The organism is Sulfitobacter sp. F26204 (assembly GCF_026410305.1).
In the GTDB taxonomy this organism is placed as follows: domain Bacteria; phylum Pseudomonadota; class Alphaproteobacteria; order Rhodobacterales; family Rhodobacteraceae; genus Sulfitobacter.
In genome coordinates this window covers 124,495-141,969 of sequence record NZ_JAPMLQ010000006.1, presented here as the reverse complement: position 1 = coordinate 141,969, position 17,475 = coordinate 124,495, and the positions used below count along the sequence as shown (strand labels likewise).

Annotated in this window: 12 protein-coding genes; 8 read left to right on the top strand and 4 right to left on the bottom strand. The window is 56.6% G+C overall.

Features of this window, described 5'->3' with window-relative positions:
• Positions 1-109 precede the first annotated feature (109 nt).
• The 4 genes from OS190_RS14710 to OS190_RS14695 all read right to left on the bottom strand — a co-directional run bounded on the left by OS190_RS14710 (position 110) and on the right by OS190_RS14695 (position 4,820).
• Positions 110-1,150: a lipocalin-like domain-containing protein gene (locus OS190_RS14710; protein WP_267159476.1), complete on the bottom strand. Its 1,041-nt coding sequence runs from the start codon at positions 1,148-1,150 to the stop codon at positions 110-112.
• Complete coding sequence (locus OS190_RS14705) at positions 1,140-3,515, bottom strand: FtsX-like permease family protein (RefSeq protein ID WP_267159475.1); 2,376 nt, start codon at positions 3,513-3,515, stop codon at positions 1,140-1,142. Before OS190_RS14705 ends, OS190_RS14710 begins: the two co-directional genes overlap by 11 nt.
• Positions 3,512-4,168: an ABC transporter ATP-binding protein gene (locus OS190_RS14700; protein WP_267159474.1), complete on the bottom strand. Its 657-nt coding sequence runs from the start codon at positions 4,166-4,168 to the stop codon at positions 3,512-3,514. Before OS190_RS14700 ends, OS190_RS14705 begins: the two co-directional genes overlap by 4 nt.
• A gap of 97 nt (positions 4,169-4,265) precedes the next feature.
• Entirely contained in the window at positions 4,266-4,820 is a 555-nt protein-coding gene (locus OS190_RS14695; protein WP_267159473.1) for a cupin domain-containing protein, read from the bottom strand.
• A 245-nt stretch (positions 4,821-5,065) separates the two neighbouring features.
• Here OS190_RS14695 and gabT point away from each other — a divergent pair, with 245 nt between their 5' ends.
• The 8 genes from gabT to OS190_RS14655 all read left to right on the top strand — a co-directional run bounded on the left by gabT (position 5,066) and on the right by OS190_RS14655 (position 17,472).
• A complete protein-coding gene (gabT, locus tag OS190_RS14690; RefSeq protein ID WP_267159472.1) occupies positions 5,066-6,451 on the top strand; it encodes a 4-aminobutyrate--2-oxoglutarate transaminase in 1,386 nt (461 codons plus the stop codon).
• A 441-nt stretch (positions 6,452-6,892) separates the two neighbouring features.
• The gene (locus OS190_RS14685; protein ID WP_267159471.1) at positions 6,893-7,849 is read left to right on the top strand and encodes a TAXI family TRAP transporter solute-binding subunit; all 957 of its coding nucleotides are present in this window, start codon (positions 6,893-6,895) and stop codon (positions 7,847-7,849) included.
• A 120-nt stretch (positions 7,850-7,969) separates the two neighbouring features.
• Positions 7,970-10,741: a TRAP transporter permease gene (locus OS190_RS14680; RefSeq protein WP_267159470.1), complete on the top strand. Its 2,772-nt coding sequence runs from the start codon at positions 7,970-7,972 to the stop codon at positions 10,739-10,741.
• Positions 10,742-10,753: 12 nt separating this feature from the next.
• Positions 10,754-11,185 carry a universal stress protein gene (locus OS190_RS14675; protein WP_267159469.1) on the top strand — a complete coding sequence of 144 codons (432 nt, stop codon included), beginning with the start codon at positions 10,754-10,756 and terminating at the stop codon, positions 11,183-11,185.
• Positions 11,186-11,253: 68 nt separating this feature from the next.
• Positions 11,254-12,210, top strand: a complete 957-nt coding sequence (locus OS190_RS14670; RefSeq protein WP_267159468.1) for a carbon-nitrogen hydrolase family protein — start codon at positions 11,254-11,256, stop codon at positions 12,208-12,210.
• A 66-nt stretch (positions 12,211-12,276) separates the two neighbouring features.
• Positions 12,277-15,018, top strand: a complete 2,742-nt coding sequence (locus OS190_RS14665; protein ID WP_267159467.1) for an aminotransferase class I/II-fold pyridoxal phosphate-dependent enzyme — start codon at positions 12,277-12,279, stop codon at positions 15,016-15,018.
• Between the two features lie 12 nt (positions 15,019-15,030).
• A complete protein-coding gene (locus OS190_RS14660; protein WP_267159583.1) occupies positions 15,031-16,491 on the top strand; it encodes a biotin carboxylase in 1,461 nt (486 codons plus the stop codon).
• 9 nt (positions 16,492-16,500) lie between these two features.
• Positions 16,501-17,472 carry a C45 family autoproteolytic acyltransferase/hydrolase gene (locus tag OS190_RS14655; protein WP_267159466.1) on the top strand — a complete coding sequence of 324 codons (972 nt, stop codon included), beginning with the start codon at positions 16,501-16,503 and terminating at the stop codon, positions 17,470-17,472.
• Positions 17,473-17,475 lie beyond the last annotated feature (3 nt).

Genomic DNA, 17,475 nt, shown 5'->3' with positions numbered 1-17,475 from the left:
CCGTTTCTAGGCTGGCACCTCTTTCCACGCGATTAACGCGCCATCACTTCCGGCAGCCGAGGCACCAACAAGTTGCACAGACGATCGGATCGCCCTCCGATGACTTGGGTCATTCATAGCCCGTCATTTCCAGGTAGCCTTTGCCGGCATGGCTGCCGGAAATGCGGACCGGTCCCTCCCAGTACGGGATCGAGAGGTCCATCCATGAATTTGGGTTGAGCGCCGCAACGGTTACATTGATGCCGCGCTCTGGCAAGGTGACTTGCCAACTTGTCGGGATCTCGCGGCCCGCGATGCGGTGTTTTTCCAGCGCGACGGCACGAAATGCATCGGCAGGCAGGGTGACGGCCTCGCCTTCGGACGTAATCCAGGTCGAGGCGCTGAAGGTCGTACCGTCGTTCTGGCGCAACAAAAAACCCATCAGTTTGGCCCCATCATCAAACGAAAGGGAAAACCAATCCCATCCGGTCTGATTTTCCGACAACGGTTGCGAGGACCATTCGCGGTCCAGCCAGGCCTTGCCGGAAACAGGAACTGTGCCTTCGGGCAGGATCAACTTGCCTTCGATGTCGAAGAACGGCTGCGAATAATAATAGCTCGCCTGCCCCTCCCTCGATTTTACCGAATACCCGTCGGCACCGTGAAATACCAACGGCCCGAGGGCATCAAGCGTCATGTCAAAACCAAAGTCAGCCCCCCGCGCCTTGAGGTCCAGCCGGTCGAAATCAGCACCTGAAAGGGCCCATTCATCAATCCAGGCATGAAAGGGCGCAGCTTCGACCCCCGCCTGCCCGATGCCACCGCGGGCAAAGCGTTCGCTGGCAAAATGTGCCTTGGGTGTGGTAACAGCAGCATGGGCAAACCACACCTGGGGAGAACGCCAGCCCGCCGCTTCTCCTGGGGCAAGGGCTGTACGAAACAAGGTCCATTGCAGACCATAGTCTTGTCCATCTGCCCCTTGCAGATTCGCAGTCACATACCACCACTCGATGCGGAAATCAGGGTGCGGGCCATGATCTTCGGGAAAATCGAACACGGGATTTGGCGCTGGCGTCGCAAATCCGTCGACCTGCGCGCCAAGACCCGAGAACCCCTGCGCCCAAAGCGTCACCGGAAACACGAGCAGAAACAAGACAAGTTTAGCGTTCATTTGCAAAGACCTTGAGCAATGCAGAGGGAGGCGTGCGCATCAACCGCAAGGCAGGCCAGAGCGCTGCCAGCAGTGCAGCGCCAAGGGAATAGACCCCCAGACGCAAATATTCTGCCGGGAACAGGTACATGGGCAATCGCCAGCCAAAGGCCTCGACATTGATGATGCTGAGCAAAACCCAGGCCAGTGCCAACCCCAAGGGCACGGCGCAGACAAAAACCACTGCGGCAAGTGCAAGGGCGCGCAAGACTTCCAGCCTGCCGAGGTAGCGCCGCGTGATGCCCAATGCCCAAACGGGAGCAAGCTGTGGCACCCGCAGATCGGCCAGCGTCAGCAGGCTCATGAGAATGGCGAAACCGGCGACCAGCAGGGTCAGGGCATTCAGCGCTGCGGTGACAGTAAAGGTCCGTTCAAACACCTGCATCGACAGGGCCTTGATTGCGGCCTGATTGACGATTGCATTCGCAGGAATGCCAAGAGTGTCTTGCAGGGATTGCCTCAAGGCTAGGGTGTTCTGAGTGCGGACTCCGAATTGCATCGGGATCACGCCCGGATGAAAGGTCTGCAGCAGTTGCGCCGAAACGACGATTTGACCGCTCGGGTTGCCATAGTCACCTACAACTGCGGCAATGGGCAGGGTTGTGTCGCCGTCAATTGCCACCCTGTCTCCGACCCAGAGACCTGCGCGACGTGCGAATTGCTCATTCACCACTGCCCCCAGACCGGCCGCAACGGTATCCCAGGGCGCCCTTCCTGCATCAAGAAAGACCCAGTTCTCGCGATAGGTCGGCCCGACCTGCACGCCATAAAGCTCGGTTGGTGGTCCGACGGTCCGTGCCCTGGTTTTCAACAGGGGCAGTACCTCGGTTGCGTTTTTGTCCAGAAACGCCTGCACCTCTGCACTTTGGGCAGCGGTTTCAACCTGCACAAACAACTCTGGGGCAAGACGTTGATCCAGAAACCCGACAAAGGTCAGTCGGAAACTCGACACCATGGTTGACACGCCGATGTTCGCAGAAACCGCAAGCAACAACGCCATCAGGGCAAGACTAAGACCGGGCAACTGCTGTTTCGTATCCGCCCAGAACCATTGCCATAACGGACTGCGGGCGTTCCTTTCGAACATCGTTATCACCACCGCTGCCAGCTTCGGCAATATCAATGCCGCCCCGATCAAGAGGCACCCCAGCAAGGCAAATCCGCCAACCAACCCCTGCCCGAGCAGGGCCAGAACCAGCGCGCCCGCCAGCAATATGACCGCCCCCCGGCTTTGCAGGCGGAAACGGGCGTCTGTTGCCATGACCCAGGCACGCGGCCTGACACTGGCCAGAAGCGGCATATGAGCGATCTGCCAGAGACGCCCGGTCAGCGCTACAGCCGTGCCCAGCAGGGCAATCAGAAGACCGGACAACCACCATGACCTGCGCAGTTGGATCGTCCCGGCTATGTCCGCGCCATAAAGCCCGCGCAGAGTGGCCGCGACATCAGGCAGCAACAGGCCCGCGATCAAATATCCCGCGACAACACCTGCAACCGCACCGACAGCCGCCAGCAGCATCATCTCGACCGCGATCAAGGTGATCAGGCCCCGCAGGGGCACGCCCAGGGACCGCAGGGTTCGGATCATGCCGCGTCGCTGTTCGAAGGCCAGACCGATGGTGCTGTGCACGATGAACAGCCCCACTGCGAAACTCAGCAGACCAAAGGCCGAGAGGTTGAGATGGAAACTATCGGTCAATTGTCCGATGTCGGCGGTTTGTTGCGCAGGTTGCAGCCGCAGCTCCGGAGCGATTTGTGCAAGCTCGACCCGGCCGAGCGGTTGTTGCGGCAGGATGATCAGACGCGACAGGTCATTGCGTTTCAGCAGACGCTGCGTGACTCCGATATCGGCAATCGCCATCCCCGGAGCAATGCCCGCGTCAATCGTCACTGCAACATCGACATCAACCCCCTGTGCCGTACTTTGCGCCATGAAAAGCCTGTCCCCCGCTCCGGCCTCCAGGGACAAGAGTCGGGCAGGACCGCCGGGTCCAAGCCCGCGCGGTGCCGTCACAGGATCGATCCCCAGGAGGCGTAGCTTGCCCAATCGACCTTCGATCACCGGGGAGACTACCCACCCCGCACGCCTGAGCGCGATGTAGACTTCTTGCGGAATACTGGTTCCCTGACGGGGCAACAATTGGTCAAACTGCCCGTCATCCAGCAGTCCCGCAGCGGCATCGTAACTTGCCCGTGCCTCTGCGTTGATTGCCTGAACCCCGGACCAGAGTGCAGTGGCCAGCGCCAAGCCGGCGAGATAGGCAAAAAGCTGAATCGGATTGCGCCACCAATGCGACAGCAGCGCAGTCAGACAGACGCCCATCATACCAGCTGACCACCGCGCAGATGCAGGTTGCGATCCATACGCGCTGCAACAACGGGCGAATGGGTCACGATCATCACGGCTGCACCAGTTTGTGCGACCAGTTTCAACATCTGTTCCAGAACCTCATGCGCAGTTCCTTCGTCCAGATTGCCGGTTGGCTCATCCGCAAGCAACAGATTGGGCTTTGCCGCAAGGGCGCGGGCAATCGCGACCCGTTGCTGCTGCCCGCCGGAAAGGGTTTCAGGATATTTGTGCAAACAGGCGGTCAGGCCCAAGGCAGCCGCGATATGGTCAATGTATGCCGCATCCGCGCAACGGGCAAGCCGTGCCTGAAAAGCGATATTGGCACCGACTGTCAGCGACGGGATCAGGTTGAATTGTTGAAAGACCAAGGCGATCTGGGACAATCTCAGGGCGGCGCGTTCTGCGTCACCCATCTGTAGGAGGTCACGGCCCGCGATCCTGACGGCCCCACCATCAGCACTCTCCAACCCTGCTGCGATATGCAGTAACGTGCTTTTGCCGCTGCCGGATTCACCGGTCAACGCCAGCGTCTGCCCTGGTGCCAGATCAAAGCTGACCCCCTGCAATACACGCACCGGCCCTTCGTTGTCGGCAAAGGACTTTTCCACCCTATCAAACTCAAGCAACATCGCTTCCCCCCAACTTGCGACAGACTTATCCTACAGGCCGTGGAATGACAGCACTGCCGCTGAAAAAGGAAGATATGACGCAGCGGGGCACACCGGGCTAGAACGTTGGCGGCGTGCAAGCACTGATAATCCGGCAGGTCGTATCGCTGATGTTGCGAAAACGGTGCGGCAGGCGGCTGTCAAACAGATACCCCTCGCCCTCCCTCAGCACCTTGACCTGATCCGCGACAGTAATCTCGATCTCTCCGGTTGTTACAATGCCTGCTTCCTCGCCAGCATGGGTCAGCAATTCAGGCCCCGTATCTGCCCCGGCCGGGTAGGTTTCATCCAGGATTTGCAGTGCATGGGTGCTGGCATCGCCCAACTGGCGCAAGGAAACGGCAGAACCACCGGATTGTGGCGCGATCTCGATGAATTCATCGACTCCGTAAAAGTAGGTTGCGCGCTCTTCTTCCTCGATAATCGCAAAGAATTCCGCGATGCTCATCGGGATGGCATCCAGCAAACTCTTGAGGGATGCGACAGATGGACTGGTTTTGTTTTGTTCGATCAGCGAAATCGTGCCGTTCGTCAAACCCGCCCGGGCGGCGAGTTCTCGTTGCGACAAACCATGCAGTTTCCGAAGTTCTTGCAACCTTTTGCCAATGTTCAAGACAAATTCCTTTGCGGTCTCAGCTCGTTAGTTCTGTATGGGTCCATACTGCATCTGAACCGGCTTCCAAACAGTTTTCCAAATGCGAACCTGCCAAAAGTTTTTCGGGACGGACCCGTCGATAGAACGCGTGCTTTTTGCGTATTGACAGCTATAATAAACGCATTATGAGAATTTTAAACACCACGCCACGCGGGATCATCCCTTGGGGGGTATTGTGTTCAGCCTCTTGAAGGAGCCTTGATATGTCGAACACTGTTAAAAAGAAATCGCGCAAAAGCGCAACCAAGACCAAGCCAAACATTTCAGTGGTCCCCGATGTAGGGACAGCAACCAAGTCAAATGCCGAACTGGTTGCGCGCCGCGAAGCTGCGGTGCCGCGGGGTGTTGCCTCTGCCGCACCGGTGTTTGCGCAACGCGCCGAGAATGCCGAGCTTTGGGATGTCGAAGGCAAGCGGTATGTTGATTTTGCCGGCGGCATTGCCGTTTTGAACACCGGCCACCGTCACCCAAAGGTAATTGCAGCCGCCAAGGCACAGGAAGATTTGTATACGCACACCAGCTTTCAGGTTGTGCCATACGAACCCTATGTTGCGCTTGCTGAAAAGCTGAACGCATTGGCACCCGGTGAACATGCCAAGAAAACCCTGCTTGTCACGACAGGTGCCGAAGCTGTGGAAAACGCGGTCAAGATCGCACGTGCCGCGACCGGTCGTACCGGTGTGATTGCCTTTTCCGGTGCCTATCACGGCCGCACATTGATGACGCTTGGCATGACTGGCAAAGTGTCCCCTTACAAAAAGGACATCGGCCCATTCCCCTCCGATATTTTCCGCGCGCCCTTCCCGAACGCCCGTGACGGGATCACCGTGCAGGACGCATTGACCGGCCTGCAGAACCTGTTCCTGACAGATGCCCAGCCAGAGCGTGTCGCCTGTATCATCATCGAGCCTGTTCTGGGTGAAGGTGGTTATACACCTGTACCATTCGAAATGATGCAAGCCCTGCGCGAGATCTGTGATACACATGGTATCCTGTTGATCGCAGATGAAATTCAGGCAGGCTTCGGCCGTACCGGCACATGGTTCGCTGTTGAACACTCTGGCGTTGTCCCGGATCTGATCACCGTCGCGAAATCCATGGCAGGTGGCTATCCGATTGCAGGTGTGATTGGACGAGCAGAGGTGATGGACGCCTTGATCCCCGGTGGTCTGGGCGGTACATATGGCGGCAACCCCGTCGCTTGCGCCGCAGCTTTGGCAGCCATCGAAGCGATTGAAGAAGAAGGGCTGCTGGCCCGTTCGACCGCGATGGGCGAAACCTTCCGCGCCCGCTTTGCCGAGATCGGTGCACGGGTTGCACCTTTCCGCATGTGGGACATTCGCGGTCTTGGCGCAATGCTCGCGGTTGAGTTTGTAACCGACTTTGATACCGCCACACCGGATGCAGCGCTGACAAAATCCGTGATTGCCCATGCGCTGTCACGCGGTTTGATCCTTTTGTCCTGCGGCATGCACGGCAATGCAGTGCGGATCATGGTGCCGCTCACTGCATCGGACGCCATCATCGAAGAAGGGCTGGAAATTTTCGAAGCGGCTCTGACTGCAGCGGTTGCCGAACAGCAAGCCTGATCAAAAGAAATGAATGACACCAGGGGGCAGACCATTGCGGTCTGCCCTTTTTTGTAGCCGCTGTTTTAGCTGAATACGGCTGATCCAGGTTCGCGCCAGGACTGGATTGGCGGGGTATTTGGCCGCACCTCTCTGATTCTTTCCGACCGCGGCGCGGCGCGGGTCAATCAAGCAAAGGCCAAAACGCGCATTTTCTAGCTACTAACGCCCGAGTTGATTAAAATAATAAACGATTCCAGAGAAATCCCATAAAATTAGTTGCAAGCCGGGAACTGACTCGTCAGTCTTCATCGATATCACCCCTTCCTGAATCACTGGCTCAGGTTTGCCAAGGATCGGGATCTGCGCATGTGGTAAGGGTATGCGCCCGCGGACACCACAAATGCAAAGCGATCCCCAAAAGGGAAGGCCGCTACGAATGACGTTAACAGGGAGAAAGTTATGAAATTTCTAAGACATCTTGCTTTTGCAGGCGCTATGATGGCCGGATCGGCCGCCAGCGCACAAGAGCAGTTCATCACCATCGGCACTGGAGGCCAGACCGGCGTTTATTTCGTTGTAGGCCAGTCAATCTGCCGTCTGGTGAACCGCGGTACTGCCGATCACAACCTCAAATGCACGGCCCCTTCCACGGGCGGTTCCATCGCAAACATCAACGCGATCAAAGCCGGTGACATGGATATGGGCGTGGCGCAGTCGGACTGGCAGTTCCACGCCTACAACGGCACCTCAAAGTTCGAAGGAGACAAGTTCGACAAGGAGCGTGCGGTCTTTTCAGTACATGGTGAACCTTTCACCGTTATCGCACGGGCGGACGCCGGCATCAAAAGCTTTGCCGACCTGAAGGGCAAGCGCGTGAACATCGGCAATCCGGGTTCCGGTCAGCACGCCACCATGCAGGTTGTGATGGACGCACTCGGTTGGTCTCTGTCCGACTTTGCGCTGGCATCGGAACTGAAGCCCGCCGAACAGGCCGCAGCCCTGGGTGACAACAAGGTTGATGCGATCATCTATACCGTGGGCCATCCAAACGGTTCCATCCAGGAAGCGGTATCAACGGTTGATGCGGTCTTGGTGCCTGTGACCGGTCCCGAAATCGACAAGCTGATTGCCGATAACCCTTACTATGCTGCCGCAACCGTTCCTGGTGGCATGTACGAAGGGTCACCCGAAGACATCAATACATTTGGTGTTAAGGCCACATTCGTGACCTCGGCCGACGTCAGTGATGATGTGGTCTATCAGGTGGTGAAAGCTGTTTTTGATAACTTCGACCGGTTCAAGCGTCTGCACCCTGCATTCGAGAACCTGAAAGAAGAAGAAATGATCAAGGCCGGTCTTTCCGCACCACTGCATCCGGGTGCCGAGAAGTACTACAAAGAGCGCGGCTGGATGTAAGCGCAGCGCTCCAATACGAAATCCGGTGCGGCAGAATTCGTTTTGCCGCACCGGGCACGGTCCATGAAAGGGCTGAAAAAGCACGACGTGCCTGAAAACGGGCCGCTAAGGGGGGAAAACATGTCAGATAATCCAAACCAACAGCAAGCTGCCGCTGTCGAAAATGCCGCTGCGGGTCGTGGCGGGCTGAGCCAGGAAGAACTCGATGCGCTGGTTGCCTCCTCGGATACGGGCGGGCGCGGCTCGACCGGAACGGTTGGCGTTTTCATCACCACGGTTGCACTGGCCTGGTCTCTGTTCCAACTCTGGATCGCCTCCCCCATTCCGTTCATGGTCGGCTGGGGCGTGTTCAATGACACCGAAAGCCGCTCGATCCATCTCGCCTTTGCCATTTTCCTTGCCTTTGCCGCCTTCCCTGCGGCACGCACGAAATTCCAACTGGGGTTGGGCATCGTCGTACCCCTTGTGCTGGCCTATCTGTTCATGACCGGTGCAAAAGACAACACGGCAACCTGGTGGATACCCATCGTCGCCATTGTTCTGGTTGCAGCTATCATTCTGGGTTCTCCCAAAGACCGCGTGCCGGTTTGGGAATGGGCCCTCGCGGTCGTCGGTGCGATCGCTGCACTCTATCTTTTTGTTTATTACCGCGATATTTCCGGGCGGGTCGGAGCACCGATCATGCAGGATTTCGTCATTTCCGTCATCGGGATCATGTTGTTGCTGGAGGCGACGCGCCGCGCGCTTGGGCCTGCGCTGATGATCGTGGCTTCGGTCTTCCTTGTTTACACGGTGCTGGGTCCGAACATGCCCAGTATCATCGCGCACAAGGGCAATTCCCTATCTGAAATTGTAAACCACCAGTGGATCACGACCGAAGGTGTGTTCGGTATCGCACTTGGTGTTTCGACCTCTTTCGTCTTCCTCTTTGTGCTCTTCGGGTCATTGCTGGACCGTGCCGGCGCGGGCAACTACTTTATCCAGGTTGCCTTCAGCCTGATGGGCCATATGAAGGGCGGCCCGGCAAAAGCGGCTGTTGTGTCTTCGGCCATGACCGGCCTGATCTCTGGCTCTTCCATCGCCAATGTGGTGACAACGGGTACCTTCACCATTCCATTGATGAAAAAAGTCGGATTCAGCTCGGAAAAAGCTGGAGCCGTTGAAGTGGCCTCCTCCGTGAACGGCCAGATCATGCCGCCCGTCATGGGGGCAGCGGCCTTTCTGATGGTCGAATATGTCGGCATTCCCTATTTTGACGTGGTCAAACACGCGTTCTTGCCTGCTGTTATTTCCTATATCGCGCTGGTCTACATCGTGCACCTCGAAGCGCTGAAAGCCGGTATGGAAGGGCTGCCCCGCGCCTATACACCCAAACCGATTGTGCAACGTTTGATCGGCATTGCCTTTACCATCGCGGCGATTTGCGCGATTTCCTTTGCTGTCTATTACGGCATGGGCTGGATCCGTCCTGCCTTCCCGGCGACGGCTGGATACATCATTTTCGCCTTCCTGTCCGTAGTCTACATCGGTCTGCTCTATATCTCGTCACGCGAAGAGCCGCTTGAATTGGACGATCCAAACGCCCCGGTGACGGCACTGCCGCTGCCGGGACCGACGATCCGTTCAGGATTGCACTTTGTCCTGCCAGTTGTCGTTCTTGTCTGGGCATTGATGGTGGACCGCCTGTCGCCTGGTCTCTCAGCTTTCTGGGCGACCGCCTATATGGTGTTCATTCTGGTGACCCAGCGCCCCCTGACTGCAATCATGCGTGGCGACAATGCCTTGGGCCGCGCCTTTGCCCAAGGGGGTCGTGACCTGATCGACGGTCTGGAAACCGGCGCACGCAACATGATTGGCATCGGCATCGCCACGGCGACGGCAGGTATCATCGTTGGTGCAGTCAGCCAGACAGGTGTGGGTTCCGCCCTGGCCGATGTGGTCGAGGTCCTTTCCGGTGGCAACATCCTGGCCATTCTGCTGCTCACGGCTGTTTTGTCCCTGATCCTGGGCATGGGGCTGCCAACCACAGCGAACTATATCGTTGTTTCGGCCCTGCTCGCCCCGGTCATTGTGACCCTGGGTCAGCAAAACGGCCTGATCGTACCGCTGATCGCTGTCCACCTCTTTGTCTTTTACTTTGGCATTATGGCTGATGTGACGCCCCCTGTGGGCCTTGCCAGCTTTGCCGCGGCCGCTGTCTCGGGCGGGGACCCGATCAAGACAGGTGTTGTTGCCTTCTTCTACAGCTTGCGTACCGCCGCCCTGCCCTTCCTGTTCATTTTCAACACCGAACTGCTGTTGATCGGTGTGACATGGGCACAAGGTCTGTTCGTCTTCATTGTCGCGACCTTTGCGATGTTGTTGTTCGCGGCAGCGACCCAGGGCTGGTTCCTGGCCAAAAACCGGTTTTATGAAACCATCGCGCTGCTATTGATCGCCTTTACCCTGTTTCGTCCGGGATTCTGGATGGACATGGTGTCACCGCCCTATGCCGAGGAAGCCCCGACCGAACTGGCGGCAGCAGCCATGGCGACACCGGTTGGCGAAGACCTGCGTCTGCGCGTGAAAGGCCTGAATGATCTGGGGGATCCGATCGAGTTCGTCGCTCTGTTGAATATCAAAGAGGGCGAAACAGGTGAGGACCGCCTGGAGGCCGCCGGCATCATGCTGCGACAGGATGGTGACAAACTGATCATCGACGACGTCGCCTTCGGCAGCCCTGCGGAAACTGCGGGACTGGATTGGGATCAAGAAGTTGTGCGTGTGCTGCGCCCTGTCGGACAGCCCAGCAAATATCTGATGTTCTTACCTGCCTTGCTGCTGCTGGCCTTTGTCGTATTCCTGCAGCGCGGGCGCAATGGCCGCGCAGAGCGCACGCCGAACGAGGCATAGAAAGGACATAGCATGTTCAATTGTGTATTGCTGACTGTAGACCTGAACCACTCTTCTTCCTGGGAAAAGGCATTGCCGCAGGCGGTAGAATTGTCGCGGGCATCCAAAACCAAACTCCACATCATGTCGGTGGTCCCTGACATGGGTACGCCGCTGGTCGAAGGGTTCTTTCCCGAAGACTTCGAAGCGCGGGCTGTTGCCGCGGCGAGCAAGGCACTGGACAAACTTGTCAGCGAAAATGTGCCGGAGGATGTCGACGTCAAGCAACACCTCGCTTTTGGCAAGATTCATCGTAAAGTGTTGAAAACGATTGAAGAGATAGGCTGTGATCTGGTTGTGATGGCATCACCCAAACCTGATCGTGTACGCGAGTTTCTGATCGGATCGAATGCTGACAGAATTGTGCGCAGATCACCTATTTCCGTTCTGGTTGTTAGGGCCTAAGAGGTGCCGGACGCAGAGATTTTGACGGACCTGACGGGACGCCTCTGCCTTTTCGGAGTTTTTTTATTATGACCCCTTTCGCGATCGCCGGCGTGCAGATGTACGTGAACGCGCTTCACCCTAATGTTGAGGGCATGTTGCAGCGTCTTGACGTGCTGATGATGCGTTTCCCCTGGACCCAGATGGTTTTGTTCAGTGAACTGGCCCCTTTTGGCCCTCTGGAGGAACATAAACTGCCGCCGGAAAATGACATCATCGACAGTTTTTGCGAGGCAGCGCGACGCCACAAGATCTGGCTCATCCCCGGCTCAATGTTTCTGACCAACCCTGATGACGGATTGGTCTACAATACTTCACTGGTGATCAACCCTGACGGGGAGGTCATCCGTCGCTATTCCAAGATGTTTCCCTTCCTTCCTTACGAAGCGGGTGTGGCCAAGGGAACAGATTTCTGTGTTTTTGATGTGCCGGACGTGGGCCGCTTTGGCCTGTCGATCTGTTATGATATGTGGTTCCCTGAAACCACTCGTCAGTTGACCAGCCAAGGTGTCGAGGTTCTGCTGCATCCGGTGTTGACCGGCACTACCGACCGTGATGCGGAACTGGCTATTGCCCGCGCCACAGCGGCGCAATTCCAGTGCTATGTTGTTGATGTCAACGGTCTGGGCGCCGGCGGTGTCGGCCGGTCCTGCATCGTCGACCCGACCTCGCTGGTCCTGCACCAGTCGCAAGGCCAGGAGGATATGTTCCCGATCGAGATCGACCTGTCGATGGTACGTCGGCAACGCGAAACCGGGATGAAGGGTCTTGGACAGGTTCTCAAATCCTTCCGTGACAGGTCTACCGACTTTTCGGTCTATGATCGTACCAGTGGCGTGGATGCCTATCTCAGCACGCTCGGTCCACTGGAAGTGCCACAACAAGGATCACGCGCAGGCCTGGAAACGGGGCGTGACAGTTTTGATCCGGAACCAAAGCTCGGCTACGGAATTTCTTCCGTACAGGGCAAAATAAGAAGCGGCTAACTCAATACGTTAACGGCATCAGGTTGCGGACATACGTTGAGTGAGCCCTCAAAGGGAGTACGACCGATGGATTCCGTCAGCGACTATTATTCCGCAACACAACTGCGTGCCGACAGATGGAGCGCGTTACGCGAGTCCGTGACCACTCTTTGCCGCGACAACGGGACAAGAAAATCAACGGCGCTCAAAAAGCACGTCACAGATCTTTTCGACTCTCTGGCTTTGATCGAGCCATACTGGGCATTTCCCGGAATGGCCGCCTTTGACCACATGCGTCGCCAGTTCGAACACGGCAATTATGACGATTTGTCCTTTACCACAAACAGGGTCAAACGTGCCCTGACAACCGGAGCCTACCGGCGGCGTTCGATTCCATTGGACCGTGACAGTACCGATGACGAAGAACACAACGATGAGGCGATGCTGTCACCCGAAGCACGTGCGATGGCACGCCCCTACTTCGAGGTGTTGATCGTAGACAATGTCAGCGATCAGCAAGAACGCTGGTTGAAAAGCAACGTCACGCGCATGCGCCGCCCCGAAGATCCTTTTCATTACGAAGCGGTTGTGGTGCCCAGCCTTGAAGATGCGCTGATTGCCGTATTGTTCAATCACAACATCCAGGCCATCGTGGTGCGCCCTGGCCTTGTGCTCAAGTCCAGCAATGACAACGAAATTCTGGCGAAATACATCCACAACGCCAGCCATACCGACGACATCGAAGGCATGCAGCCCGAAGATTACGGTCCCGAATTATGCCGCCTGATTGACCGCGTCCGCCCCGAACTGGACGCATATCTGGTCACCGAACGGTCGGTCGAGGACATCGCAGGACTTGATCTGGGGATTTGCCGGCGGGTTTTCTATAATCAGGAAGACTTTATGGAATTGCACCTCAACATTCTGCGCGGGGTGGCGGCACGCAACAAGACGCCGTTCTTTACCGCACTGGTTGAATATTCCAAACAGCCTACGGGTGTCTTTCACGCGATGCCGATCAGCCGCGGCAAATCGATCACCCGTTCCCATTGGATTCAAGACATGGGTGCATTCTACGGGCCGAATATCTTTCTGGCCGAGACTTCCGCCACCTCTGGCGGGCTGGATAGCTTGCTGGAACCTCACGGCCCGATCAAGGAAGCACAGGAGCTCGCCAGCCGGGCCTTCGGGTCGAAACAGACCTTCTTTGCCACCAACGGCACCTCAACCTGCAACAAAATTGTGGTGCAGGCCCTGGTGCGCCCTGGGGACATCGTGCTGGTGGACCGCGATTGCCATAAATCACACCATTACGGCATGGTGTTGGCAGGCGCGGAGGTTGTTTATCTCGACAGCTATCCGTTGAACGAATACTCAATGTATGGTGCTGTTCCGCTTAGGGAAATCAAACATCAACTGCTGGCATTGAAAGCCGCCGGAAAGCTGGATCGCGTGCGGATGCTGCTGCTGACGAACTGCACATTCGATGGGTTGGTTTATAATGTTCAACGCGTGATGGAAGAATGCCTTGCCATCAAACCTGACCTTGTCTTCCTTTGGGACGAGGCCTGGTTCGCCTTTGCCCGTTTCAGCCCGACCTACCGTCAACGCACGGGCATGCGCACCGCCAACAACCTGCGCAAGCGCCTGCGTACGGACGAACATAAACGGGAATACGAACTGCAACAAACCGAGCTGGAAGATGCTTCGGATGAGGTCTTGCTTGAGACACGCCTGGTTCCGCCGCCCAACGCCCGCGTCAGGGTCTATGCAACGCAATCAACCCACAAGACATTAACCTCACTGCGACAGGGTTCGATGATCCATGTGAACGATCAGGATTTTAAGGGCGAAGTCGAACAATCGTTCCACGAAGCCTATATGACCCACACGTCGACCTCGCCCAATTATCAGATCATCGCCTCTTTGGACGTTGGCCGGCGTCAGGTCGAACTGGAGGGCTTTGAATTTGTGCAGCGCCAGATCGAAGCGGCAATGTCGCTACGCAAGGCGGTCAGCAGCCATCCGATGTTGCAAAAATACTTCAAGGTTTTGACCGCCGGAGACATGATCCCCGAACACCACCGCCAAAGCGGCGTGTCGAGCTATTTCGACAATGACCAGGGATGGACAGACATGTGGGATTGCTGGGAGCAGGACGATTTTGTTCTGGACGCCACCCGTGTCACGCTGGCCGTGGGCGGCACGGGATGGGATGGTGACACCTTCAAGAACTCTGTGCTGATGGATAAATACGGCATCCAGATCAACAAGACATCGCGCAACACTGTGCTGTTCATGACCAACATTGGTACCACGCGATCCTCCGTCGCCTATCTGATCGAGGTTCTGGTGGAAATCGCCAATGAGCTGGACGAATTGCTTGATGATGCCTCCAAGATGGAGCGGTTGTCCTTTGATAGACGGGTGAAAAACCTGACGGAGAACTATCCACCGCTTCCGGATTTCAGCCGTTTCCATGATGCCTTCAGACCGGATGACATCACCCCCGAAGGTGACATTCGCACGGCCTATTACCTCAGCTATACCGAAGCGAACTGCGACTATCTGGAACTGGATGGGTCACTGCAAGAGGCCTTGAACGCGGGCAAGGAAGTGGTCTCGGCCAGTTTCATCATCCCCTACCCGCCCGGCTTTCCAATTCTTGTCCCCGGACAGGTGATCAGTCAGGAAATCCTCGCTTTTATGCGGGCTCTGGATGTGAATGAAATCCACGGATACCGCGCCGATCTCGGCTTGCGGGTTTTTACGCCCGAAGCTCTGGCCGCCCTGCCCGGTGCCAAGAAACTCAAACCTGCCGCCGAATAAGAAAAGGAAAAGATCATGACAACAGTTCTTAAGAATATCTCGGAAATCCGCCGGTTCTTTCACCGGAACGAGGATCCTATCTATTTCATTTCGGCAACCAACTTCAACCTGCTGGGCCTTGATGAGTGGGTGAAAAACTTCAAATATATCTGCTATATCGATTGTTACGATGGCAAGCATCCGAACGTGTTCTGTCCCTCCGAACAGCCCCATGCGGAATTCCAGTCCATCGAAGACATCAACAACTATCTGTTGCAACACAAGGAAGTCATCGACTTTATCAAGCGGCGCGGTGGCAAGCCGAAGTTTGTCTTCCTCATGTTTGACGAAGAAACCGAACGACTTTCCAAGGAACTTGGAGCCGATGTCTGGTTCCCCAAGGCCAAGCTGCGCACAGCAATGGACAACAAAATCGAAACCGTGCGTATCGGCAACAAGGCAGGCGTTCCCTCTGTGCCCAATGTGCTGGCCGAGGTGAAATCATATGAAGACCTGAAAAAAACCTGTGAAAAAGCGGGGATCGGTCATGATCTGGTACTGCAATCCGCCTTTGGCGACAGCGGTCACACGACTTTCTTTATCAAATCCGAAGCAGATTTCCGTCGCCACGAACATGAAATCATCGGCGAAGGCGAAATCAAGATCATGAAGCGGATCGATTGCCGAGGTTCCGCGATCGAGGCCTGTGCCACCAAACAAGGCACGATTGTCGGGCCGCTGATGACGGAACTGGTCGGTTTCAAGGAGTTGACCCCCTATCGGGGTGGCTGGTGTGGCAACGAGATCCTGTCCACCGCCTTCCCGCCCAAGGTCCGCCAGAAGGCGCGGGAACTGACGTTTAAATTCGGGGAACAACTGCGCAAGGAAGGCTACCGTGGCTATTTCGAGCTTGATTTCCTGATTGACAAGAAAACAGGTGACATCTGGCTGGGTGAACTCAACCCGCGGATTACCGGTGCTTCTTCCATGACCAACCATGCGGCCTTTGCTCATGCGGATGCGCCCTTGTTCCTGTTTCACCTGCTGGAGTTCTCCAAACGCAAATTCGACCTCGATACATCCGAGTTGAACGACCGTTGGGCGGATCCCAACATGATCGACAGTTGGTCGCAAATGGTGATCAAACACACCACAGACAGCGTCGACATCTGCACGGCCGCGCCCGAAACCGGCATTTACAAGATGCTTGAGGACGGCAGCGTGGTCTATGACCGTTTCGATTATCACCGCCGGGCGGTTGAATCCGAAAACGAAGCCTTCTTCCTGCGCATTCTGCAACCGGGTGACTATCGCTATGAAGGTGCCGACATTGGCATTCTGGTGACAAGGGGACGCTCGATGACCAAATCTTTCCAGTTGAACGAGCGCGCGAAAAAGTGGATTCACGGCATCAAGCAAACCGTGGAAGGCAAACCCCTGCCTGCTGCGAACGCTGGCCCGGTTCTCGCTGATCCGGCGTTCAAAATCCTGTAAGGAGCAAAGATGCATTGGCGCGCCCTTAGCGAAGACGTGCCCGGCCCGAAATGGGCCGGGCTTTTCGCCGAATATTGGCCAGACTATCAACGTTGGTGGCTTAAAGAGGGGCACGCCGCGCGTGCCAACTATCTGGAAAGCCGGCGCGCCCTGAAAACCCATATGCCCGAGATCGTGCCGCTTTATGATACCCTGTGCGACCTGGCAGGGGGCGGCGATCAGGCTGCACGGTTCCTCAGTTTCTATTGCCCCCCCCCTTATCTTGCGGGTTGTTCACAGGCGATATGGACCGGCAAGGAACCGGTCATGGTGCGCAACTATGATTACAACCCAGCCGCCTTTGACAGTTTGATTTTACATACAAGTTGGCAGGGACGCCGTGTGATGGGCACCTCTGACGGGCTTTGGGGGCTGGTCGATGGGATGAACGATGCGGGTCTTGCGATCTCATTGACCTTTGGAGGGCGGCGCGTGGTGGGGAACGGATTTGGCGTCCCGCTGATCCTGCGCTATGTCCTGCAGACCTGCACAACCGCCGAGGAAGCCGGTGAAGTCCTTGCACGCGTGCCGACCCACATGAGCTATAATGTAACTGTACTGGACGCCAAACGGCATTATTTGACCGCAATGATGGCCCCGGACCGTCAGACAGTGATCACCCATGCTGCTGTCGCGACAAACCATCAGGAAAACATCGAATGGGTCAGCCATGCGCGGTTCACGGCGACGGTTGAACGCGAAAGGTTCCTGTTGCAACGCCTGACGCTGCATCGTGATCCTGAGGACAAGTTCATCAACGCCTTTCTGCGTCCCCCCCTCTATTCAACCGCTTTCGCAGCGGGATTCGGCACGCTTTACACCGCGGTTTACCGCCCCCGGTTACAGCAGATGGAAATACGCTGGCCGGGTACGGTGTGGAATCTGGGTATGGACGATTTCAACGAAGGCGCACGTCAGGTACAAATCACCGGAGCCGCATGAGGA